The organism is Streptomyces sp. NPDC002057 (genome assembly GCF_040296665.1).
GTDB lineage: Bacteria > Actinomycetota > Actinomycetes > Streptomycetales > Streptomycetaceae > Streptomyces.
This window is the reverse complement of sequence record NZ_JBEOXR010000005.1, coordinates 129,700-151,342: the sequence shown is the minus strand read 5'-3', so window position 1 is coordinate 151,342 and position 21,643 is coordinate 129,700. Positions and strand designations below refer to the sequence as shown.

Annotated in this window: 16 protein-coding genes; 4 read left to right on the top strand and 12 right to left on the bottom strand. The window is 72.9% G+C overall.

The window, feature by feature from the left end:
* Positions 1–45: 45 nt before the first annotated feature.
* From ABT129_RS06560 to nirB, 9 genes are all read right to left on the bottom strand, one after another.
* Positions 46–495, bottom strand: a complete 450-nt coding sequence (locus ABT129_RS06560; protein WP_351897368.1) for a hypothetical protein — start codon at positions 493–495, stop codon at positions 46–48.
* The gene (locus tag ABT129_RS06555; protein WP_351897367.1) at positions 492–1,151 is read right to left on the bottom strand and encodes a Rieske (2Fe-2S) protein; all 660 of its coding nucleotides are present in this window, start codon (positions 1,149–1,151) and stop codon (positions 492–494) included. The genes ABT129_RS06560 and ABT129_RS06555 overlap by 4 nt, the downstream gene beginning before the upstream one ends.
* Entirely contained in the window at positions 1,148–1,747 is a 600-nt protein-coding gene (locus tag ABT129_RS06550) for a 4Fe-4S dicluster domain-containing protein (protein WP_351897365.1), read from the bottom strand. Before ABT129_RS06550 ends, ABT129_RS06555 begins: the two co-directional genes overlap by 4 nt.
* A gap of 7 nt (positions 1,748–1,754) precedes the next feature.
* Positions 1,755–4,067 (bottom strand): molybdopterin oxidoreductase family protein, encoded by a 2,313-nt coding sequence (locus tag ABT129_RS06545; protein WP_351897362.1) that lies wholly within the window; start codon positions 4,065–4,067, stop codon positions 1,755–1,757.
* A complete protein-coding gene (locus ABT129_RS06540) occupies positions 4,064–5,185 on the bottom strand; it encodes an MFS transporter (RefSeq protein ID WP_351897360.1) in 1,122 nt (373 codons plus the stop codon). Before ABT129_RS06540 ends, ABT129_RS06545 begins: the two co-directional genes overlap by 4 nt.
* Before the next feature lie 67 nt (positions 5,186–5,252).
* Positions 5,253–6,089, bottom strand: a complete 837-nt coding sequence (gene pflA / locus ABT129_RS06535; protein WP_351897358.1) for a pyruvate formate-lyase-activating protein — start codon at positions 6,087–6,089, stop codon at positions 5,253–5,255.
* Positions 6,090–6,168: 79 nt separating this feature from the next.
* Entirely contained in the window at positions 6,169–8,448 is a 2,280-nt protein-coding gene (gene pflB, locus ABT129_RS06530; RefSeq protein ID WP_351897356.1) for a formate C-acetyltransferase, read from the bottom strand.
* A gap of 210 nt (positions 8,449–8,658) precedes the next feature.
* Complete coding sequence (locus ABT129_RS06525; protein ID WP_351897355.1) at positions 8,659–10,080, bottom strand: MFS transporter; 1,422 nt, start codon at positions 10,078–10,080, stop codon at positions 8,659–8,661.
* Positions 10,081–10,223: 143 nt separating this feature from the next.
* On the bottom strand, positions 10,224–13,130 hold the full coding sequence (nirB, locus tag ABT129_RS06520; protein ID WP_351897353.1) for a nitrite reductase large subunit NirB: 2,907 nt from the start codon (positions 13,128–13,130) through the stop codon (positions 10,224–10,226).
* Between the two features lie 397 nt (positions 13,131–13,527).
* Here nirB and ABT129_RS06515 point away from each other — a divergent pair, with 397 nt between their 5' ends.
* The 4 genes from ABT129_RS06515 to ABT129_RS06500 all read left to right on the top strand — a co-directional run bounded on the left by ABT129_RS06515 (position 13,528) and on the right by ABT129_RS06500 (position 17,600).
* Entirely contained in the window at positions 13,528–14,319 is a 792-nt protein-coding gene (locus tag ABT129_RS06515; protein ID WP_351897350.1) for a sirohydrochlorin chelatase, read from the top strand.
* Positions 14,316–15,509, top strand: a complete 1,194-nt coding sequence (locus ABT129_RS06510) for a low temperature requirement protein A (protein ID WP_351897349.1) — start codon at positions 14,316–14,318, stop codon at positions 15,507–15,509. The genes ABT129_RS06515 and ABT129_RS06510 overlap by 4 nt, the downstream gene beginning before the upstream one ends.
* A gap of 52 nt (positions 15,510–15,561) precedes the next feature.
* Positions 15,562–16,674 (top strand): P1 family peptidase, encoded by a 1,113-nt coding sequence (locus tag ABT129_RS06505; RefSeq protein ID WP_351897347.1) that lies wholly within the window; start codon positions 15,562–15,564, stop codon positions 16,672–16,674.
* A gap of 83 nt (positions 16,675–16,757) precedes the next feature.
* A complete protein-coding gene (locus ABT129_RS06500; protein ID WP_351897344.1) occupies positions 16,758–17,600 on the top strand; it encodes a DUF6227 family protein in 843 nt (280 codons plus the stop codon).
* Positions 17,601–17,668: 68 nt separating this feature from the next.
* Here ABT129_RS06500 and ABT129_RS06495 read toward each other — a convergent pair whose 3' ends face one another.
* From ABT129_RS06495 to ABT129_RS06485, 3 genes are read right to left on the bottom strand one after another with little or no spacing between them, the layout of a single operon-like run.
* The gene (locus ABT129_RS06495; RefSeq protein WP_351897342.1) at positions 17,669–19,708 is read right to left on the bottom strand and encodes a PTS fructose transporter subunit IIABC; all 2,040 of its coding nucleotides are present in this window, start codon (positions 19,706–19,708) and stop codon (positions 17,669–17,671) included.
* The gene (gene pfkB / locus ABT129_RS06490; RefSeq protein WP_351897339.1) at positions 19,705–20,658 is read right to left on the bottom strand and encodes a 1-phosphofructokinase; all 954 of its coding nucleotides are present in this window, start codon (positions 20,656–20,658) and stop codon (positions 19,705–19,707) included. The genes ABT129_RS06495 and pfkB overlap by 4 nt, the downstream gene beginning before the upstream one ends.
* Positions 20,655–21,416, bottom strand: coding sequence for a DeoR/GlpR family DNA-binding transcription regulator (locus tag ABT129_RS06485; protein ID WP_351897337.1), 762 nt, complete (start codon positions 21,414–21,416; stop codon positions 20,655–20,657). Before ABT129_RS06485 ends, pfkB begins: the two co-directional genes overlap by 4 nt.
* Positions 21,417–21,643 lie beyond the last annotated feature (227 nt).

The window sequence follows — 21,643 nt, the reverse complement described above, 5'->3', positions numbered from 1 at the left end:
TCAGCGCTCTCCTGATCCGGACTCTCCTGCTCGGCACCCTCCTGGTCAGCGGTCCTTCGGGTCGATCAGCCAGAGGCCGAGCACCACGAGGAACGACAGGACGAGGAAGCCCGCGCCCCACCACGCGGTGCCGGTGTTCCCGGCCATCCACTCGTCCACCAGGATGGTCAGGCCCCAGAGCTGGCCGATGACGACCGTGAGCGCCAGCGTCAGACGCGCCGACAGCTTCGAGGAGCGCTCCGGCTCCTGTTCCGTACCGGCTCCCGGTCCCGGCCCGGTGTGCCGGATCCGGGCATCGCCGTACCCACTGGTGGGCCGGATCTGTGGATACCGCTCGCGCACGGGCCGGTTCAGGCGCGGCTGCGCACTGCCGGGGGTGTACGCGGGGGGCCGAGGCGGCTCGGGGGCCGGGGCCGGCTCCGGTGTCCTGGACGGCTCCGGTGCTTCCGGGTCCCGGGGGAACGGGCTCTCGTGGGGGAACGGGTCCTCGCTCACGTCCGCTCACTCCTCTCCGTCACATCGGCCCGCGCGGAGGCGCCGGGGCAGCCCAGGCGCTCGGTCAGTTCGGGCCGGGCGTCGCCGAGCTCGCGGCAGAGGCCCTCGCGGGCGCTCTCGCCCGAGCGGGCGGTGCCGATCGCCCACACGCTGCCGTCGGCCTCCTCCACCAGCACCACCTTCGGCAGCCCACGGGGCGGCGGGCCCGCCGTGACCTCTCCCGTGCGGGCGTCGAAGATGCCCTCGTGGCAGGGGCAGTACAACTCGCCCTCGCTGCCCCGTTCCTTGCGCCAGAGCACCGCGCAGGCGAGGTGGGTGCAGACGGCGGAGTAGCCGGCGAGGGTGCCGTCCTCCAGGCGGACGGCGACCGCTCGGTCCTCGGCGCCGGGGTAGCGGAAGGCGAGGGACTCGCCGGGCAGGATCCCGTCGGCGATCCTCTTCGCCTCGGGCGGCCCCTCGGCGTCCCCGTGCCGGTGCAGGATGCCGGAGGCGACGCCGATGCCGCCGACGGCGAGGCCGCCGGAGACGGTGGCGACGATCCGCAGGTAGTCGCGGCGGGTGGTGAGCGAGTCGGCGGCGATCCGGTCGTGGAGCGCTTCCTGGGCCGCGTCGGAGTGGGGACCCGACGTGGGCGGCTGCGGGTCGGTGACGCTCAACGGACGTCCCTTCCATTGATCTCGACGACGGGGAGCCCGCCGGGAACCGGCCACTGCACCTTGTCGGCGGGGACGACCATCGCGACGCCGGTGGAGACGGTCGTGGTGCCGAAGGTGAAGGAGTCGGCGACCTGGACGCCGGGGCGTTCGGTCTGGAGCTCTTCGAGGGTTCCGTAGAAGAGGGCGCCGGTGGGGCAGACGGTGGCGCACATCGGGGCCAGGCCGTAGGCGGTGCGGTCGTAGCAGAGGTTGCACTTCATCTGGAGCTTCGCCTGGAGGTCGATCTTGGGGACGCCGAAGGGGCAGGCGTTGACGCAGTTGGCGCAGCCGATGCAGCGGGTGGCGTCGGCCTGCTGCACGACGCCGTCGGCGGTGACGAGGATCGCGTCGGCGGGGCAGACCTCGGCGCAGGGGGCGACGGGGTCCTCGCAGTGCATGCAGACGGTGGGGAGGGAGGCGACGGAGTGGCCCTCGTCGGGGTAGTCGAGGTGGATCATCGACTTGCCGCGGTGGGAGTCGCATTCGCGGCAGGCGGAGACGCAGGCCTGGCAGCCGATGCAGCGGCCCGGGTCGATGAAGATCGTGCGGCCCATCATGTGCGGGTCAGCTCCTCTCCGCGGTGCCGCGGCCCTGGGGGGAGGTGGGGGGCAGCGGGTCGGTGCGGGAGACCTGGGTCTCCGGGTAGGCCTGGTGGCCGGGGGCGGTGGGTGGGGCGGGGACCTCGTCGATCCGTTCGGCGGCCTCGATGCGGGCGGCGCAGACCTTGTACTCCGGGATCTTGGAGCGCGGGTCGAGGGCGTCGATGGTGAGGGCGTTGGCGGCGGTGGGGACCGGCCAGTGGTACGGGACGAAGACGGTGTCCGGCCGGATGGCCTCGGTGACGAGGGCCGGGAAGACCTCACTGCCGCGGCGGGTGACGACACGGACGGGTTCGCCGTTGCGGAAGCCGTGGGAGGGGTGGACCTCGACCCAGGGGCGCGGGGTCTGTTCGACGAGGGCGCCGAGGCGGCGGGTCTGGTTGCCGGAGAGGAAGTGGGCGACGGTGCGGCCGGTGGTCAGCGAGAGGGGGTACTCCTCGCTGTACGGGTCCATGGGCAGGTGCCATTCGACGACCTGCATGTGGATCTTGCCGTCGGGGTGGTAGGTGCGGCCGTCCTCGAAGAGGCGGGGGGTGCCGGGGTGCTCGGTGGTGGGGCACGGCCAGGCGATGCCGCCGGTCTCCTCCAGGCGTTCGTAGGTGATGCCGTAGTAGTCGTTGACGGTTCCGGCGGAGGCGATCCGGAGTTCCTCGAAGACGGAGCGGGAGTCGGGGAACTCGAACTTGTCGCCCGCGCCGAGCCGGCGGGCGAGTTCGCACATGACCCAGGTGTCGGTGCGGACGCCGGCCGGGGGTTCCTGGGCCTTGTTGTGCTTGACGACCCGGGCCTCGGCGTTGGCCATGACGCCCTCGTCCTCGGCCCACACGGTGACGGGGAAGACCACGTGCGCGTTGGCGGCGGTCTCGGAGAGGAAGAAGTCGAACTGGGCGTGGAACTCGAGGGTGTCGTAGCCGTCCTTGACGGTGGCGTAGTTCGGCAGCGAGACGAAGGGGTTGTTGCAGATGCCGACGAGGCCGCGGATCTCCTTGCGCTGCATCTGCCAGACCATCTCCATCATGGAGGTGCCGGCGAGCGGGAGTTCCGCCTCGTCGATGCCCCAGATCTCGCAGATCTGGCGGCGGTGCTCCGGGTTGGTGATGGAGCGGCCGCCGGGCAGGAGGTCGGACTTCTGGCCGTGCTCGCGGCCGCCCTGGCCGTTGCCCTGGCCGGTGATGGTGCCGTAGCCGGCGCCGGGCTTGCCGATGTTCCCGGTGGCGGCGCACAGGTTGATGATGCTGAGGCAGTTCTCGACGCCCTGGGAGTGGTGCTCGACGCCGCGGGCGTGCCAGGCCATGGAACGTCCGGCGCCCGCGAACATGCGGGCGACCTGGACGATCTGCGCCTCGGGGACGCCGCAGATCTCGGCCGACCGGGCGGGCGGGTAGGCGGCGACGGTCGCCTTGACCTCCTCCCAGCCGGTGGCGTGGGCGGCGAGGTAGGCCTCGTCGGTGAGGCCCTCGGCGACGACGACGTGGAGGACGGCGTTGAAGAAGGCGGAGTCGGTGCCGGGCTTGAGGGCGACGTGGACGTCGGCGGTGCGGGCGATCGCCGTCTCGCGGGGGTCGACGACGATGAGGCTGGCGCCCCGGTCGCGGGCGCCCCACAGGTACTGGGTCATGACGGGGAAGCACTCGCCGACGTTGGAGCCCGCGATGAGGAGGCAGTCGGTGAGGAGGATGTCGGAGAAGGGGTTGCCGGCACGGTCGATGCCGAAGGCGAGCTTGTTGGCGCCAGCGGCGGAGACCATGCAGAGGCGCCCGTTGTAGTCGACGTGCCGGGACTTGAGGGCGACCCGGGCGAACTTGCCGACGAGGTAGGTCTTCTCGGAGTAGAGGCTGGCGCCGCCGAGGAGTCCGAAGGCGTCGTTGCCGTACTCGACCTGGATGCGGCGGATCTCGGCGACGGTGCGGTCGAGCGCCTCGTCCCAGCTGACCTCGCGGAACGGCTCGTCGCGGTTGTCGCGCATGAGGGGCGCGGTGAGCCGGTCGGGGTGGTTGACCTGCTGGTAGGCGTTGATGCCCTTGGGGCAGAGCCGCATCCGGTTGATGTCGTGGTTGCGGGGTTCGACGCCGAAGACCTTGCCGTGCCGGTCGACGCGCAGGTACATGCCGCACTGGACGCCGCAGAAGCAGCAGTGGGTGGGGACGAGGGTCTCGCCGTTCTGGTCGGCGTGCCAGCGGTCGGCGGGGATGCCGCCGGCGTCGCGGAAGTTGCGGGTGCCGGGCGGGGCGAGGGAGGGGTCGAGCGGCAGCGCCCGGTTGGGGTCGGTCGCGGTCACTTGAAGCCCTTCTTCACGTGGTCGAGGTAGGCGTTGCCGCGCAGGACGCGCTTGCAGCGGGGGCAGTACTCGGCCCACCCCTCGAAGCCGAGGTCGAGGTCGCGCATGGTGCCCTGAAGGTTCTCCACGTACGGGGCGGTGTCGATGGGCTCGTGGCAGCGGCGGCAGGCGAGCACCTCCTCGTCCTTGCGGCGGGAGGTGTACTTGAAGAGCTGCATGCCGACGGCGGCGGGCCGCTGGACGATGTGGAAGAACTTCCCGAACGGGATGTAGATGAGGGTGAAGACGACGGACACCATGTGGAGGATCGCGAGGAACTCGTAGCCTCCGCCGTGCAGGAAGATCGACGAGAAGGTGAGCAGGAGCCCGGTCACGGAGATGACGATGAGGGCGATCAGCGGCACCAGGTCGTAGGCGAAGCGCTGGCCGGTGATGGCGCCGCGGTCCTTCATGCGGCGCCGGAGGAAGTAGGCGGCGCCGGAGATGACGAGGACGGCGGCGATGTCGAGGCCGTGGAACATGAGCCAGCCGAAGACGCTGAGGGCGTCGAAGCCGAGGACCTTGATCCCCCAGATCCGCATCTCGTAGCCGGGGCCCGAGCCGGTGGACGAGGTGAAGGTGAACCAGCCCCAGGTGAGGGGGAAGGTGATCGCCGCGGCCAGCAGGCAGCCCCAGAAGATGAGCTGGTGGGCGGCCCAGCGGGCGTGGGAGCGGGCGCCGAGGAACTTCTGGAAGCCGAGGTAGGTGGCGATCATCTTCGGCAGCGCGGTGGGCGCCTTGCGGAAGTTCTCGACGGAGAAGAAGGAGCCCCAGCCCTTGTGGAAGAGGCGGCGGGCGCCGGGCGCGGAGATCCAGACGGTGTACCGGTAGGCGACGCCGAAGGCGAGGAAGACGGTGGCGACGGCGTACGGGAGCAGCGCCGAGTCGAAGTCGCGGAGCAGACGGCTGCCGAAGACGATCGCGAGGATCAGCAGCACGGAGACGACGGTGCCCGCGAGGGTCGCGCGGCGGCGGACCGCGGCGGGGGTCTGTGGTGGGGGCCCGGCGGCTGCGGGGTCCCCGGACGCGGGGCCGACGGGGACAGGGCTCGGCTCGGCTGTCTGCGGTGGCTCGGTCACGCCGCCACGGTAAAGGCGTACGCCCGATTTCGTCCTGTTTTGCGGGTTTCTGGAGTGAGCGCGTCGCTCAGACGGCGTTCAGGCCGTGGGCGCGGAAGACCTCGCGGACCTCGGCGATCCGCTCGGGCGTCGGGGACGGTGTGTCGTGCAGGGTGAACGGCATGGCGAGTGCCTGCCACTTCGCTTCGCCGAGCTTGTGGAAGGGCAGGATGTCCACGCGGGAGACGTTGCCGAGACCCCCGGCGAAGGCGGCGACTCCCTCGACGTTGGCGGGGTCGTCGGTGAGCCCCGGGACGAGGACGAAGCGGACGTGGACCTCCTGGCCGAGGTCGGCGAGCCGCCTGGCGAAGTCGAGGGTCGGCGCGAGCGGCCGGCCGGTGACCTTCCTGTACGTGGCGGGGTCCCAGGACTTGATGTCGAGCAGGACCAGGTCGGTGTCGCGCAGCAGGGCGTCGGTGGCGCGGGCGCCCAGGAAGCCCGAGGTGTCGAGGGCCGTGTGCAGGCCGAGCTCGTGCTTCATCCGGTGCAGGAGCTCGCCGGTGAAGACGGGCTGGAGGAGCGGTTCGCCGCCGGAGACGGTGGCGCCTCCCCCGGAGGCCGAGATGAAGCGGACGTACTTGGCCGCCTCGGCGATGACGTCGTCGGCGGAGGTGCGCTTGCCGTTGCGCATCCTCCAGGTGTCGGGGTTGTGGCAGTAGAGACAGGTGAGGGGGCAGCCGGAGAGGAAGGTGACGAAGCGGGTACCGGGGCCGTCGACGCCGGTGGACAGGTCCCAGGAGTGGAGCGAGCCCTCGGACGGCCGCTGGGTCGCGGCGGCGGCCGGGGTGGCGGGGCACGCCCCGGCGCCCGGAGCGGCGGCGGTCGTGGTGGCCGGGGTGAGGGGCCCGGGGGCGAGGCTGGTCATGGCAGGGCCTCTTTCGATCGTGTCGGGCGCGCCCCGGGGCCGGGGTGAGGGCCGCCGGCCCCGGGGCGCGGTCGGGGGGCTACAGCGAGCCGTGGAAGGTGCGGTTCAGGACGTCCAGCTGCTGCTCGCGGGTGAGCCGGACGAAGTTGACCGCGTATCCGGAGACCCGGATGGTCAGCTGCGGGTGGTTCTCCGGGTGCTCCATGGCGTCCATGAGGACGTCGCGGTTGAGGACGTTGACGTTCATGTGGAAGCCGTCGCTGGCCATGTAGCCGTCCAGGACGCCCGCGAGGTTCTTGATCCGCTCCTCGGGGGTGCGGCCCAGGCCGTCGGGGGTGACGGTGTTGGTCAGCGAGATGCCGTCCTCGGCGTCCTCGTACGGGAGCTTGGCGACCGACAGGGCCGAGGCGACGTAGCCGTGGGTGTCGCGGCCGTTCATCGGGTTGGCGCCCGGCGAGAAGGGCTCACCGGCGCGGCGCCCGTCGGGGGTGTTGCCGGTCTTCTTGCCGTAGACGACGTTGGAGGTGATGGTCAGGACGGACTGGGTGTGCTCGGCGTCGCGGTAGGTGGGGTGCCTGCGGACCTTCCGCATGAACTCCTCGACGAGCCGGACCGCGATCTCGTCGACGCGCTCGTCGTTGTTGCCGTACGCCGGGTAGTCGCCCTCGATGACGTAGTCGGTGACGAGGCCGGTCTCGTCCCGGACCGGGGTGACCCGGGCGTACTTCACGGCGGCGAGGGAGTCGGCGGCGACCGAGAGGCCGGCGATGCCGCAGGCCATGGTGCGGCGCACGTCGCGGTCGTGGAGGGCCATCTCGACGCGCTCGTAGGCGTACCGGTCGTGCATGTAGTGGATGACGTTCAGGGCGTGGACGTAGACCTCGGCGAGCCACTCCATCTGCTCGTCGAACTTCGCCATGACCTCGTCGTAGTCGAGGACGTCGGAGGTGAGGGCTCCGGTGGCGGGGCCGACCTGGGCGCCGGACTTCTCGTCCCGGCCGCCGTTGATCGCGTAGAGGAGGGTCTTGGCGAGGTTCACGCGGGCGCCGAAGAACTGCATCTGCTTGCCGACGGGCATCGCGGAGACGCAGCAGGCGATGGCGGTGTCGTCGCCGAAGCGGGGGCGCATCAGCTCGTCCGACTCGTACTGGACGGAGGAGGTGTCGATGGAGACCTTCGCGCAGAACTCCTTGAAGCCCTGCGGGAGCCGCGGCGACCAGAAGACGGTCATGTTCGGCTCGGGGGCCGGGCCGAGGTTGTAGAGCGTCTGGAGGTAGCGGAAGGAGGTCCGGGTGACCAGCGGGCGGCCGTCCTCGCCCATGCCGGCGATGGACTCGGTGACCCAGGTGGGGTCGCCGGAGAACAGCTCGTCGTACTCGGGGGTGCGCAGGAAGCGGACGATGCGGAGCTTGATGATGAAGTCGTCGACGAGTTCCTGGGCCTGCTCCTCGGTGAGGAGACCGGCCTCGATGTCGCGCTGGAGGTAGACGTCGAGGAAGGTGGAGGTCCGGCCGAGGGACATCGCGGCGCCGTTCTGCTCCTTCACGGCGGCGAGGTAGGCGAAGTAGAGCCACTGGACGGCCTCGCGGCCGGTGGTGGCGGGGCCGGAGATGTCGTGACCGTAGGAGGCGGCCATCGCCTTCAGCTCGCCGAGGGCCCGGATCTGCTCGGAGAGTTCCTCGCGGAGCCGGATCGTCTCCTCCAGCGAACGGTTCCCGGCGGGGAGGGAGTTGAGCTCCTCCTTCTCCTCCTTCTTCACCTCGACGAGGCGGTCGACGCCGTAGAGGGCGGCCCGGCGGTAGTCGCCGATGATGCGGCCGCGGCCGTAGGCGTCGGGGAGTCCGGTGACGATGCCGGCCTTGCGGGCGGCGCGGATCTCGGGGGTGTACGCGTCGAAGACACCGGCGTTGTGGGTCTTGCGGTACTCGGTGAAGACCTTCTCCAGCTCCGGGGAGACGGGGTAGCCGTAGGTCTCCAGGGCGCCGGCGACCATGCGCCAGCCGCCGTACGGCATGATCGCGCGCTTGAGCGGGGCGTCGGTCTGGAGGCCGACGATCAGGTCCTTGTCGCGGTCGATCCAGCCGGGGGCGTGGGAGGTGATGGTGGAGGGGATGTCGTACGAGACGTCGTGGACGCCCTTGGCTCGCTCCTCGGGGAACCTGTCCGTGATCGCCTTCCACACGGCGGTGGTGCGCTCGGTGGGTCCGGCGAGGAAGGAGTCGTCACCTTCGTACGGCGTGTAGTTCTGCTGGATGAAGTCGCGGACGTCGATGGCGTCGCGCCAGAGTCCGCCCTTGAAGCCCTTCCAGGCCCGCTCGTTCACCGTTGCCTCAGCAGGGGTCGCAGTCACTGCCCGCACCGCCTTCTTCGATTCATTCGATCGCGTCGTTGCTTACCTCCATTGCACTCCTTTTGATCGATCATCTCGGTCGGCAATGGTCACCTTCCGGCGGCCTTAGGTCCCTTTCCGGGGATGCGGAAAGGCCCCGCCGTGGCGGGGCCTTCCGCGCCGGGGACCTGCCGCTCCCGACCGGGGGTCGGGGGCGGGGGCCCGGCTGGGGGACGGGGATCAGCTGGGCGCCTCGGCGTTCCTGCGGGCGTAGAACCACCAGGTCACGACCATGCAGCTGAGGTAGAAGGCGACGAAGCCCCACATCGCGCTGGTCACGGCCACCGAGCCGAAGAGGGCCGGGATGAAGAAGAAGCCGTAGGCCGCGATGGCCGAGGTGAAGCCGGTGACCGCGCCGGACTCCATTTCCGCCTGCTTCAGCGCCTTCGTGTACTCCGGGGTGCCCTCCGTGAGGCCCTTGAGGTGGGTGCCCCGGAAGATGACCGGGATCTGGCGGAACGTGGAGCCGTTGCCGATGCCGGAGAAGAAGAACGCGGCGAGGAAGCAGAAGAAGAAGCCGTAGAACGAGCCGCCGTCACCGCCCGAGGGCAGGAAGTTGATCACGCCGATGATCGATACGGCCATGCCCACGAAGGACAGGATGGTGACCCGGGCGCCGCCCCACTTGTCGGCGATCCAGCCGCCGCCCCAGCGGGCGAGGGCGCCCACGGCGGGGCCCATCCAGGCGTAGGTCGCGATCGAGTAGTCCGGGAACGTGGTCTTGATCAGCATCGGCAGGGCGGCGGCGAAGCCGATGAAGGAGCCGAAGGTGCCGACGTACAGCCAGGTCATCAGCCAGTTGTGCTTGCGCCTGAAGATGATCTTCTGCTGGCGGAAGGGGGTCGCTGCCACCTTGAGGTCGTTCTGCCCGAACCAGGCGACGGCCGCGAGGATCAGCAGGATCGGCACCCAGAGGAACGCGGCGTTCTGCAGGTGGACGGGGGTGCCGTCGGCCTTGTGCTGGGCCGAGCCGATCGCGATGGTCGACCAGGTGATGACGATCGGGGTGAGCAGCTGGACGACGGAGACGCCGAGGTTGCCGAGACCGCCGTTGATGCCGGTCGCGCTGCCCTTCTTCGCCTTGGGGAAGAAGAAGCCGATGTTGGCGAGGGAGGAGGCGAAGTTCGCGCCGCCGATGCCGCAGAGGGCGGCGATCGCGACCATCACCCCGTACGGGGTCGTCGGGTCCTGGATGGCGATGCCGAGCCAGATCAGCGGCACGATCAGGACGACCGTCGACAGGGCGGTGAAGCGGCGCTGGCCGACCATCGGGCCCAGGAAGGTGTAGAAGATCCGGGCCGTGCCGCCGGTCAGGCCGGGGATGGCCGTCAGCCAGAACAGTTGGGAGGTCGAGAAGCCGAAGCCGACGTCCTTCAGGTTGGTCGCGGTGACCGACCACACCTGCCAGACCACGAAGGCCACGAGGAGCGCCGGCACCGCGATCCACAGGTTGCGGTTCGCGACCTTCTTGCCGATGGACTTCCAGAAGAGCTCGTTCTCCGGCTCCCAGTCGGTGATCGGCTTGCCGGGGCGGTACTGCTCCGTGTCGTACGAGGCGGCGGGCCCGCCCGTCCTTCTGCTGTCCTGGACTACGGAACTCATGGCGCTTCCCTGACTTCCCTGACGTTCGAGGCTTTCCTTGCCCTTCCAGGCTCCGCCGCGACACGGGGGGTTCGTGAGTGCCGATGGTCGCCGGCCGGGCGGGCCTAGGTCGGCCCGTCCGGCGGGCCTAGGTCCCCTCCGGATCAGGTCGTAGGCACCGGGGGCGCGGGCTGCGCGGCCGACGCGGGACCCACCGGCAAGGCGGGTGGCACCGGCAGGGCGGCAGGCACCGGCAGGACCGGGAGGGTCACGGCCGGGTCGTCGAGGCAGGCGCCGGTCCGCAGGTCGAACTCCTGCTTGTGCATCGGGGACGCCACCACCGGCACCCCGTCCCGGCTGCCCATGATCCCGTTCGCGATGACGTCGGCGCCCGAGAACGGATCCCGGTTGCCCACCGCGTACACCTCGCCGTCCCCGTCCCGGAACAGCGCCGCCTCGGTGCCGTCCGCGAGGACCGCCGCCCGCCCCCGGCCGGGCTCAAGGAACTCCACCCCGGCCACGTGCGGCTCGAAGCGGGCCAGCGCCGCCGGGTCGTCGAGGACGGCCTGCCACTCGTCGCGGTACGCGGCCACGTGCCGGTCCATCTGGGCCTCCAGCTCCGCGCCGATCCCCAGCGAGTCCTCGATCAGGACCTCCCTGAGGTGGCCGGTCCCGCCGCCGAGCCGCTCCAGCCACGCCGAGGTGCGTTCGAGGCGCTCCCCGGTCCGTACGTAGTACATGAGGAAGCGGTCGATCAGCGCGAACAGCTCGGCGGCCGTCAGGTCGGAGGCGAGCAGGTCGGCGTGGCGGGGGGTGGTGCCGCCGTTGCCGCAGACGTACAGGTTCCAGCCGCCGGCGGTGGCGATGACGCCGATGTCCTTGCCCCGGGCCTCCGCGCACTCGCGCAGACAGCCCGAGACCCCGCCCTTGATCTTGTGCGGGGCGCGCAGGCCCCGGTAGCGGAGCTCCAGGTCGATCGCGAGCTGCACCGAGTCGCCCTGCCCGAAGCGGCAGAAGCGGGAGCCGACGCAGGACTTGACCGTGCGCAGCGACTTTCCGTAGGCCTGCCCCGACTCGAAGCCGACCGCGATCAGCTTCCGCCAGATCCCGGGGAGCTCCTCCTTCCGCGCGCCGAAGAGGTCGATCCGCTGGCCGCCGGTGATCTTGCTGTAGAGGCCGTGGTCGCGGGCCACCTCGCCGATCGCGATGAGCTGCTCGGCGGTGATCTCGCCGCCGGGGACGCGCGGCACGACCGAGTAGGTGCCGTCCTTCTGGAGGTTGGCGAGGAAGAGGTCGTTGGAGTCCTGGAGCGCGGCCTGTTCGCCGTCGAGGACGTGCCGCAGGCCGAGTTCGGGGGCGAGGGTGCCGAGGACGTTGGCGACGAGGGGCTTGCAGACGGTGCAGCCCGCGCCGCCGGAGCCGTACCGCTCCAGCAACTCCGTGTACGAACGGATGCGTTCGGCGCGGATCAGTGCGTAGATCTCGGGGCGGGAGAGCTCGGGGAAGTGCTCGCACAGGCCCCTCCGCCGCTCCACCCCCGCCGCGTCGAGGACGGCCTGGAGGGTGTTCACGCAGCCGCCGCAGCCGGTGCCGGCCTTGGTGCACCGCTTGAGCCCGCCGATGTCGGTCAGGCCGTGCTCGGCGATCGCCCCGGCCACGGCGCCCTTGGTCACGTTGTGACAGGAGCAGACGACGGCGTCGTCGGGCAACGCGTCCGCGCCGGGCGGCTCCGCGCCGGAGGCGGAGGCCGGGAGGAGGAACGCCTCGGGCGGGGCGGGCAGCCGGCGGCCCGCGTGCGGCTTGAGGGAGCCGTACGCCTCGGCGTCACCGACCAGGATGCCGCCGAGGAGCTGCCCCTCGGGGCCGAGCAGCAGCTTCTTGTAGACGCCCTCGCGCCCGTCCGAGAACACGATCTCGGTGGCCTGGGGACCGCCGGCGAACGGGTCGCCGAAGGAGGCCACGTCCGCTCCGAGCAGCTTCAGCTTGGTGGAGGTGTCGGCGCCCGTGAACACCGTCGCCCCGGAGCCCGCGAGCTGGTCGGCGACCGCCTCCGCCATCTGGTAGCCGGGCGCGACCAGGCCGTACACCCGCCCGTCGGAGGTCTGCGCGCACTCCCCGACCGCGTACACGTACGGGTCGGTCGTCCGGCAGCGCTCGTCCACCGCCACGCCCCCGCGGTCCCCGACCGCGAGCCCCGCCTCCCGGGCGAGCCGGTCGCGCGGCCGCACCCCGGCGGAGAAGACGACGACGTCGGCGGGGAGCCTCTCACCGTCCGACAGCCGCAGACCGGAGACCTTCCCGTCGGTGTCCGTCTCGACCTCGGCGGCGCCGACACCGGTGTGCACGGCCACGCCCATCGACTCGATCGTCGCGCGCAGGGCGGCCGCGCCGCCGTCGTCGACCTGGAGCGGCATCAGCCGGGGCGCGAACTCGACGACGTGGGTGGCGAGTCCGAGGGTGCGGAGCGCCCCGGCCGCCTCCAGGCCGAGCAGACCACCGCCGATGACGACACCGGTACGGGTCCGCCCGACGTCGGTACGGGCCTGCCCGGCGTCGGCAGGGGACTGCTCGCCGCCGGTACGGGGCTGCCCGGCGCCGGTACGGAGCCGCTCGGCGTACGAGGTGAGGGCGTCGACGTCGTACAGCGTGCGGTACGTGAAGCAGCCGGGCGCGTCGGCGCCGGGGATCGGCGGCACGAACGGGTACGAGCCGGTCGCCAGGACCAGCGCGTCGTACCCGACGACGGCGCCGGAGGTCGTGGTGACCGTGCGCGTCGCCGTGTCGATGTGCTCGGCCGGGTCCCCCAGCCGCAGGTCGATGCCGTTCCCGGCGAGGAACTCGGGCGTCGAGAGGCCCAGTTGATCGGGGCCGGTGCCGGTGAACACGGACGACAGGTGCACCCGGTCGTAGGCGGGCACGTCCTCCTCGGCGAGCACGGTCACCCGCCAGCCGGGGCCGTCGGGCACGGCCGGGTCGGCGAGCGCGCCCCGCTCGGCCAGCGCCTCCAGGAGCCGGTGGCCGACCATGCCGTGGCCGATGAGCACGAGGGTCTGTGTCCGTGGGGCGGCCATGACGGTCTCCGTGGGGGGTCGCGTACGAGTGCTTCGGGTTCTCCCGGGTCCTGCCCTTGCGCCTCCCGGGTCCTGCCCTTCCGACCGTAGGGGGGCGGGACGGGCGTGTCGGGGCCGTGAAGGGCCCGAGGATCCGGGACTTGCGGCCCTGCCGGCGGGGCCGAACGGCGCGGGCGCGGGGCGGCGGCGCGGGCTTAGCGTGAACGGGTGGGGCCGCGCCGGCGCACGACACCGCCGCGCGGCCCCCGGGGTGACCGGGCGGCACCCGGCCTGCCGTGCGGAGCCGCCCGGGAGCCGCCGGGCCCCGGACACCCGGCACCGAACCGGAACGGAACGGGCGGGCGGGCGGGTGGAGGCACCGATGACATCGCGACGGCCGGGGCGGGTGGAGGTACGGATGACGCGGAACCTGGTCCTCGCCGTGCACGGGAGCGCCTTGCCCGGGGCGGGCGCGACGGTCGACCGGCTCGCCGACTCCGTCCGCCGGCTCACGGGCGCGCCGGTCGCCGTCGGCCACCTCGACCACCAGACGCCCTCCCTGCCGCACGTCCTCGCGGACCGGCCGGGCGCGGTCGTCGTCCCGCTGCTCCTCGGCGACGGCTACCACCGCACCGTCGACATCCCGGCCGTCGCCCGCCACTTCGACTGCGTGGTGACGCGCGGGCTGAGCGGCGAGCACGGGGTGGCGCTGGCGCTGTACGACCGGCTGCGGGCCGCCGAGCGGGCGGCGGGCGGCCCCGCGGACGCGGTCGTCGTCGCCGGGGCGGGCTCCTCCCGGCCGGGCGGCAACGACGGCACGCTCGCGGCGGTCCGGCAGCTGGGCCTGCTCCTGCCGGTCCCGGTGACCGCCGCCTACTGCTCGGCGAGCGATCCGGCCCCGGCCGACGCGGTCGCGCGGCTGCGCGCCCACGGCTTCCGCCGGGTCGCGGTGGCCACCCACCTCCTCGCCCCGGGCCGCTTCACGCGCGCGCTCGCCACGGTCCCGGACACCTGGGCGGTCGCGGAACCGATCGCCGACCACGCGCGCGTGGCGGGCCTGGTGGCGGCGAGGTACGCGGAGGCGGCGACGGACGGGGACCCGCGCCGGGCCCCTGCCGGACCCCGCTCCCGGTCCCTGCCCGGATCCCCGTACCCCGTGGCGTGGCATACGGGCCGGAGAACCACGCCCTCTGCTGTGCTGGGTCCATGACGCAACCGTTCCTCCCCCTCACCGCGCGCTCCCGCGCGGAGTCGCACCGGGCCGCCACGCCCCTGGAGCTCTTCTTCGACCTGTGTTTCGTCGTCGCCGTCGCCCAGGCGGGCGCGGAGCTCGTGCACGCGGTCGCCGAGGGCCACGCGGGCGAGGGGATCATCAACTACGCGATGATCTTCTTCGCGATCTGGTGGGCGTGGATGAACTTCACCTGGTTCGCCTCGGCCTACGACAACGACGACGTGCTGTACCGCGTCGTCACCCTCGTCCAGATCGCCGGCGTGCTGATCCTCGCGGCCGGGGTGTCCAGGGCCTTCGAGGAGCACGACTTCCTCGTCCTCTACCTCGGCTACCTCGTCATGCGGCTCGCGCTCGCCTCGCAGTGGCTGCGCGCCGCCCACCACGCCACCGACCCCGCCGAGCGGACGATGTGCCGGCGGTACGCGGGCGGGGTCCTCGCCTGCCAGATCGGCTGGCTCGCGCTGGTCCTCGTGCCGGAGCCGGCCCGCCCCTGGATCTTCCTCGCCATGGTGGTGGCCGAGCTGGCCGTGCCCGTGTACGCGGAGAAGGACGCGTCCAGCACCTGGCACCCGCACCACATCGCCGAGCGGTACGGCCTGTTCACCATCATCGTGCTCGGTGAGACCGTCGCGGCCGCGACCGTCGCCGTGAAGACCGGCATCGCGGAGAACGACGCCCTCGGCGAGGTGCTGCCGATCGCCGCCGGCGGTCTGCTGCTCGTCTTCGCCGCCTGGTGGATCTACTTCGTCGTCCCCGCCCACGACCGGCTGACCTCCAACCGCCAGGGCTTCCTGTGGGGGTACGGCCACTACGTGATCTTCGCGTCGGCCGCCGCCGTCGGCGCGGGCCTGGAGATCGCCGTGGAGCAGGCCGTCGGCAAGGCGCACATCTCCACGCTCGCCGCCTCCGCGTCGGTGACGATCCCGTCGGCCGTGTTCCTGCTGTCCGTGTGGCTCCTGCACGCCCGCTACTTCAAGGTGGGCATCGCCCAGCAGCTCGTCCTGCCCGTCTCGGCGCTCGCGATCCTGATGTCCTCCTTCGCCGGCCACTGGGCGGTCCTGGTCGCCGGTCTGGTCGCGGCGGCCACGGTGGTCGTCGGGGTGACCCTGGCGGCGAGGAACCCGGCCACCAGGGGCGGGCCGGGCACGGCCGCCACGGGCGCCTGACACCCCGGCCCGGACCCGGGCGCCGCGCCGACGCGCGTGGTAGGCAAGGGACATGACTGAGCCCGAGCGGACACGTGGACACGACGGGGACCGGGACGGGGACGGAGGGCGGCCCCGGGACGGGATCACCGATGTGAGCGGTCTGCGCGTGGGGCACGCGCGCGTGGCCGGGGCCGGGGCGCTGAGCGGCACCACGGTGGTGCTGGCCCCGGAGGGCGGGATGGTCGCCGCCGTGGACGTACGGGGCGGGGGGCCCGGCACACGGGAGACGGACGCCCTGGACCCGAGGAACGTCGTCCAGCGGATCGACGCGGTCGTCCTGACCGGGGGCAGCGCGTACGGCCTGGAGTCCGCCGCCGGGGTGATGGCCTGGCTGGAGGAGCGGCACCGGGGCGTGCGGGTGGGCCCCGATCCGTCCCACGTGGTGCCGGTGGTGCCCGCCGCGTGCGTCTTCGACCTGGGCAGGGGCGGCGACTTCGGGGCCCGGCCGGACGCGTCGACGGGGCGGGCGGCGGCGGAGGCCGCCGACGCGAGCGGCGACCACGCGCGCGTGGAGACGGGTGCCGTCGGCGCGGGCACGGGCGCCGTGGTCGGCGGCCTCCGGGGCGGGGTGGGCACGGCGAGCACGGTCCTGGAGTCGGGGATCACGGTCGGCGCCCTGGTGGTGGTGAACGCGGTGGGCTCCGCCGTCGACCCGGCGACGGGCGCGCTGTACGGGAGTTACTACGACGGAGGCCGGCCCTCCTTCCCCGACGCGGCGGTGCACGACGCGGCGGTGCGGCGCCTCGCGGAGGCCCGGGCGGCGGCCGCCCCTCCCCCGCTGAACACCACGCTCGCCGTCGTCGCCACGGACGCGGTGCTGACCCGCGCGCAGGCGCGGAAGGTCGCCGGGACGGCGCACGACGGCATCGCGCGCGCCCTGCGCCCGGTGCACCTGATGAACGACGGGGACACCGTCTTCGCGCTCGCCACCGGGGCGCGGGAGCTGCCGGAGGCGCCCGGCCCGCTCGCCCTGAACGAGATCCTGGCGGCCGGCGCCGACCTGGTGACCCGGGCGATCGTCCGGGCGGTCCTCGCCGCCCCCGGCGGCCGGCGCGGACCGGGCGGGGACTTCCCCTCGTACGGCGAGCTCTACGGAGAGCTTTCGGGCCCGTACTCCCGGTAAGCTCAAGGGAGTTGGGTACGGACGGCGGAAACGGGGCGGGAACTTCCCCCGTACGCCCTTCGTTTTCCGGAACGCCGGACACGATGTCAGACCCAGGGACTACGTTAAGCAAGCACCAAGTGACATGCGGCGACGGCCTGGAGACCCTCTTGAACGATCCGCAGGATCCTCACGATCCGTACGAGACGACCGAGACGCACCTTGAGCGGCTCCTCGGCCGGGCGCTCAACTCCTTCGATCTGCCCGACTCGACCGTCGAGCGCCTCGGCACGGCGCTCGCACACTCCAGCGCGCTGCACTCCTCGCACCACAGCGCGTCGCTCCACCGCAGCACCTACCGCCACACGTACCTGCTGAGCGACGGCTCCGCGCTCAGCCTCTGGGAACTCACGCACAACGCGGGCCGGGACGGCACCGAGCAGCACGAGCTGTACGCGGAGGAGGCGGAGGCCCGGCTCGCCGCCTCCCGCCTCCCGACCGGCACGCCGCCGGGGTGGACCGCCGAGCGGTCCGACGGCCGGGCCCTCGACGAGGACGACGACCTGGAGCTGCTGAGCGCCCTGCTCGCCCGGCCGATACCCGCCCAGCCCCGGATGTACGTGCCGGACAACTCCGCCGACCACGCGCGCCGCGTCCTGCGGCGCGCGGAGAACGCGGACCGGCCGGGCGAGCGGACGGCCCGCCGGCTCCGGCTGGCCTTCGCGCACCACATCACCCAGGCCTTCGGGCGCCACTGCCCGCCGGAGGGCGGCCGGGACGCCGGCTTCACCCTCTACGAGCACCAGTTCCTGCTGCTGGACGGCAGCGAGGTCAGCCTCTGGGAGGTCGAACACACGGCGACGCCGGACGGTCGCCACATGTGCGAGGTGTACGAGGACGAGCGCGCGGCCCGCGAGGCGATGGAGTCCCGCCCCCGGGTGCGCTGAATCCCGCCGGACACGGCCGGGGGCGGCGGGCTCCACGAGCCCGCCGCCCCCGGTCCGTTCCGCGCGGGTCAGGCCGCGACGGTCACCCCGGTCCCGGCCTGGGCCGACTCCCCGTCCGGCTCCACCGCCGGGGCGGTCCTCCGGGCACCCTTGAGGAGGATGACGAGTCCGGCGCTGACGACCGTGCCCGCGACGATCGCGAGCAGGTAGAGCAGCGGGTTGCCGGTCAGCGGGAGGACGAAGAGCCCGCCGTGCGGGGCCCGCAGGGTGCATTCGAAGGCCATCGACAGGGCGCCGGTGACCGCGCCGCCCGCCATCGTCGCGGGGATGACCCGCAGCGGGTCGGCGGCGGCGAACGGGATCGCGCCCTCGGAGATGAACGAGGCCCCGAGGACCCAGGCCGCCTTGCCGTTCTCGCGTTCGGTCCGGGTGAAGAGCCTGCCCCGGACGGCCGTGGCGAGGGCCATCGCGAGCGGCGGCACCATGCCCGCCGCCATCACGGCGGCCATGACCTTGAGGGAGCCCTCGTTCGGGTTGGCGAGGCCGCCGACGGCGAAGGCGTACGCGACCTTGTTGACCGGACCGCCCAGGTCGAAGCACATCATCAGGCCGAGGAGGACGCCGAGGATGACCGCGTTGGCGCCGGAGAGCCCGGACAGCCAGTCGGTGAGCGCCTTCTGGAGCGAGGCGATGGGCTTGCCGACGACGAGGAACATCAGGAAGCCGACGACGATCGAGGACACCAGCGGGATCACGACCACCGGCATGATGCCCCTGAGGACCGGTGGGATCCTCACCCTCTGGATGGCGAGGACGGTGCCGCCCGCGAGCAGACCGGCGACGAGTCCGCCGAGGAAGCCCGCGTTGACGGTGAGCGCGATCGCGCCGCCGACGAACCCGGGGACCAGACCGGGACGGTCGGCCATCCCGTACGAGATGTAGCCGGCGAGGACCGGTACGAGGAAGCTGAACGCGAGCCCGCCGATCTGGAACATCAGGGCGGCCCAGCTGTCGACCTGGCCCCAGGCGAAGTGCTCGGTGACGGACGGGGCCTTGTCGATGTCCCAGCCGCCGAGGGCGAAGCCGAGGGCGATGAGGAGGCCTCCGGCGGCGACGAACGGGACCATGTAACTCACACCGGACATGAGCCACTTGCGGAGCCTGGTGCCGTACCCCTCGCCGGGTTCGCCCGCCCTGTCGACGGGCGTGGCGGCGGTGGCGGGTGCGGAGACCTCGCCGCGCGCGGCCTTCTCGCGGACCTCGGCGATCAGTTCGGCGGGACGGTTGATGCCGGCCTTGACGCCGACGTCGACGGTCGGCTTTCCGGCGAACCGCTCCTTCTCCCGTACGGGCACGTCGTGGGCGAAGATCACGCCGTCGGCGGCGGCGACGACGGCCGGATCGAGCCGGGTGAACCCGGCGGAGCCCTGCGTCTCGACCACCAGCTCCACTCCGGCCGTACGGCCGGCCTTCTCCAGGGATTCGGCGGCCATGTAGGTGTGGGCGATGCCGGTGGGGCAGGAGGTGACGGCGACGATCCGGAAGGGCGCGTCGGCCTCAGGGCCCCGCCCCGAAACCGACGCCGAAGCCGACGGCTCCCCCGCCGACCGCGACTCCGACTCCGGCTGCGGCTGCGGCTCCCCCGCCGGCTCCGGCTCCGGCTCCGGCTCCTCCCCCGCGATCAGCGCCGCCGCCTCCGCCGGTGAGGTCGCGGCGCGCAGGGCGCGCGTGAACTCCTCGTCCATCAGGTGGCGGGCGAGCGAGGAGAGGATCGTCAGGTGGGCGTCGTCCGCGCCCGCCGGGGCGGCGATCAGGAAGATCAGGTCCGCCGGACCGTCCGGGGCCCCGAAGTCGACACCGGCGGCCGAGCGGCCGAAGGCGAGGGTCGGCTCGGTGACATGGGCGCTGCGGCAGTGCGGGATGCCGATGCCGCCGTCCAGGCCGGTCGGCATCTGGGCCTCGCGGGCGGCGACGTCCGCGAGGAAGCCGTCCAGGTCGGTCACCCGGCCGCGGGCGACCATGCGCTCCGCGAGCGAACGGGCCGCCGCCTCCCTGGTGTCGGCGGACAGGTCGAGATCGACCAGATCCGCGGCGATCATCCTGCTCATCGCGGGCTCCCTTGCTCGCTGAGTACTCGGTCGAGGGGTACGTCGGCGGTCACCGTGACCGCCGCCGGATCCAGGTCGCCCGGGGTGGGCATCTCGCTGCCGGGCAGCTGGACGGCGGCCGCGCCGTGGGCGACGGCGGCCGCGAGGGCGCCGGGCCCTTCGCCGCCGGCCGCGAGGAAGCCCGCGAGGGAGGCGTCACCGGCCCCCACGTTGGAGCGGACGGCGTCCACCGGGGCCGAGCCGAACCAGACGCCGGCCGCCGAGACGAGGAGTTGTCCGTCGGCGCCGAGGCTGGCGAGGACGGCGCCCGCGCCCAGTCCCCGGAGCTCCTCCGCCGCCTTGACCGCGTCGCCGACGGTGAGCAGGGGGCGGCCGACGGCCTCGGCCAGCTCGTCGGCGTTGGGCTTGACGACGTCCGGGCGGGCGGTGAGCGCCGCGAGCAGGGACGGACCGGAGGTGTCGAGGGCGATCCGGGCCCCGGCGCCGTGGGCGCGGGTCACGAGCCGGGCGTACCACTCGGGCGCGAGGCCGCGCGGGAGGCTGCCGCAGCAGGCGATCCAGTCGGCGGTGGGCGAGTGGGCGCCGACGGTCGCGAGCAGGGTCTCCGACTCCTCCTCCGTCAGCTCCGGGCCGGGCGCGTTGACCTTGGTGAGGGTCCCGTCCGGCTCGGCGAGCGCGATGTTGGAGCGGGTGTGGCCGGCCACCGGGACCGGGGCGACCTCGATGCCCCGGCCGGCGAGGAGCCGGGCGACGAGCGCGCCGGGGGCCCCGCCGAGCGGGACGACGGCGACGGTGCGGTGTCCGGCGGCGGCGACGGCCCGGGAGACGTTGACGCCCTTGCCGCCGGGGTCGACGCGCTCGGCGGCGGCGCGCAGCACGGCGCCGCGCTCCAGGGCGGGGACCTCGTACGTCCGGTCCAGGGAGGGGTTGGGGGTGACGGTGAGGATCATGCGCGGACGACCTCCGTTCCGGCCGCCTCGATGGCGGCGGCGTCCTCGGGACCGAGGCCGCTGTCGGTGACGATCAGGTCGACGTCGGTCAGGTCGCCGAAGCGGGCGAAGTGCTCCTGGCCGTGCTTGGCGGAGTCGGCGAGGAGGACGACCCGGCGGGCGGCGGCGACGACGGCCCGCTTGACGGCGGCCTCGGCGAGGTCGGGGGTGGTGAGTCCGTGCTCGGGCGAGAAGCCGTTGGCGCCGACGAAGGCGACGTCGGCGCGGATCTCCCCGTACGCCCGGAGCGCCCAGGCGTCGACGGCGGCGCGGGTGCGGTGCCGTACCCGCCCGCCGACGAGGTGGAGGTCGATGCCGGGGTGGTCGGCGAGGCGGGCGGCCACGGGCAGGGCGTGGGTGACGACGGTCAGCGCGCGGTCGAGGGGGAACTCGGCGGCGAGCCGGGCGACGGTCGAGCCGGCGTCGAGGACGACGCTGCCCTCCTCGGGCAGTTCGGCGAGGGCGGCCCGGACGATCCGGTCCTTCTCGTCGGCGGCGGTGGACTCCCGCTCGGCGAGGTCGGGCTCGAAGTCGAGCCGCCCGGCGGGGATGGCGCCGCCGTGCACCCGGCGGACGAGCCCGGCCCGGTCGAGGGCCTTGAGGTCACGCCGTACGGTCTCGGCGGTGACCTGGAACTCCTCGGCGAGGGAGAGGACGTCGACGCGTCCGCTCTCGCGGGCGAGCCGCAGGATCTGTTGCTGACGCTCCGGTGCGTACATGAGGTTTTACGTCCGTTCGATGCCCGAACCTGTGGTTTCAGGGTCAGGCTACGCCCGGGCTTCCGCAAAGTAAACGGATTCGGGCGTGATTCAGGCACAAACGGACATGAGGGGTCGTCCGACCCTGCACGGATGGAGGGGCGGGGGCCGTCCGGACGGAACAGCGGGGGTCGTCGGCACGGAGCACCGGGGGCCGACCGGCCCGCCCGGGCACGACGAAGGGCCCC

What these genes read in the sequence shown, in the direction of transcription:
- ABT129_RS06505 (WP_351897347.1), top strand. Translation starts at nt 15,562, where the DNA reads ATGACTGAGCCCGAGCGGACACGTGGACACGACGGGGACCGGGACGGG.
- ABT129_RS06495 (WP_351897342.1), bottom strand. Translation starts at nt 19,708, where the DNA reads ATGAGCAGGATGATCGCCGCGGATCTGGTCGATCTCGACCTGTCCGCC.
- ABT129_RS06515 (WP_351897350.1), top strand. Translation starts at nt 13,528, where the DNA reads ATGACGCGGAACCTGGTCCTCGCCGTGCACGGGAGCGCCTTGCCCGGG.
- ABT129_RS06550 (WP_351897365.1), bottom strand. Translation starts at nt 1,747, where the DNA reads ATGATGGGCCGCACGATCTTCATCGACCCGGGCCGCTGCATCGGCTGC.
- ABT129_RS06485 (WP_351897337.1), bottom strand. Translation starts at nt 21,416, where the DNA reads ATGTACGCACCGGAGCGTCAGCAACAGATCCTGCGGCTCGCCCGCGAG.
- pfkB (WP_351897339.1), bottom strand. Translation starts at nt 20,658, where the DNA reads ATGATCCTCACCGTCACCCCCAACCCCTCCCTGGACCGGACGTACGAG.
- pflA (WP_351897358.1), bottom strand. Translation starts at nt 6,089, where the DNA reads ATGACCAGCCTCGCCCCCGGGCCCCTCACCCCGGCCACCACGACCGCC.
- ABT129_RS06510 (WP_351897349.1), top strand. Translation starts at nt 14,316, where the DNA reads ATGACGCAACCGTTCCTCCCCCTCACCGCGCGCTCCCGCGCGGAGTCG.
- ABT129_RS06525 (WP_351897355.1), bottom strand. Translation starts at nt 10,080, where the DNA reads ATGAGTTCCGTAGTCCAGGACAGCAGAAGGACGGGCGGGCCCGCCGCC.
- ABT129_RS06500 (WP_351897344.1), top strand. Translation starts at nt 16,758, where the DNA reads ATGTCAGACCCAGGGACTACGTTAAGCAAGCACCAAGTGACATGCGGC.
- nirB (WP_351897353.1), bottom strand. Translation starts at nt 13,130, where the DNA reads ATGGCCGCCCCACGGACACAGACCCTCGTGCTCATCGGCCACGGCATG.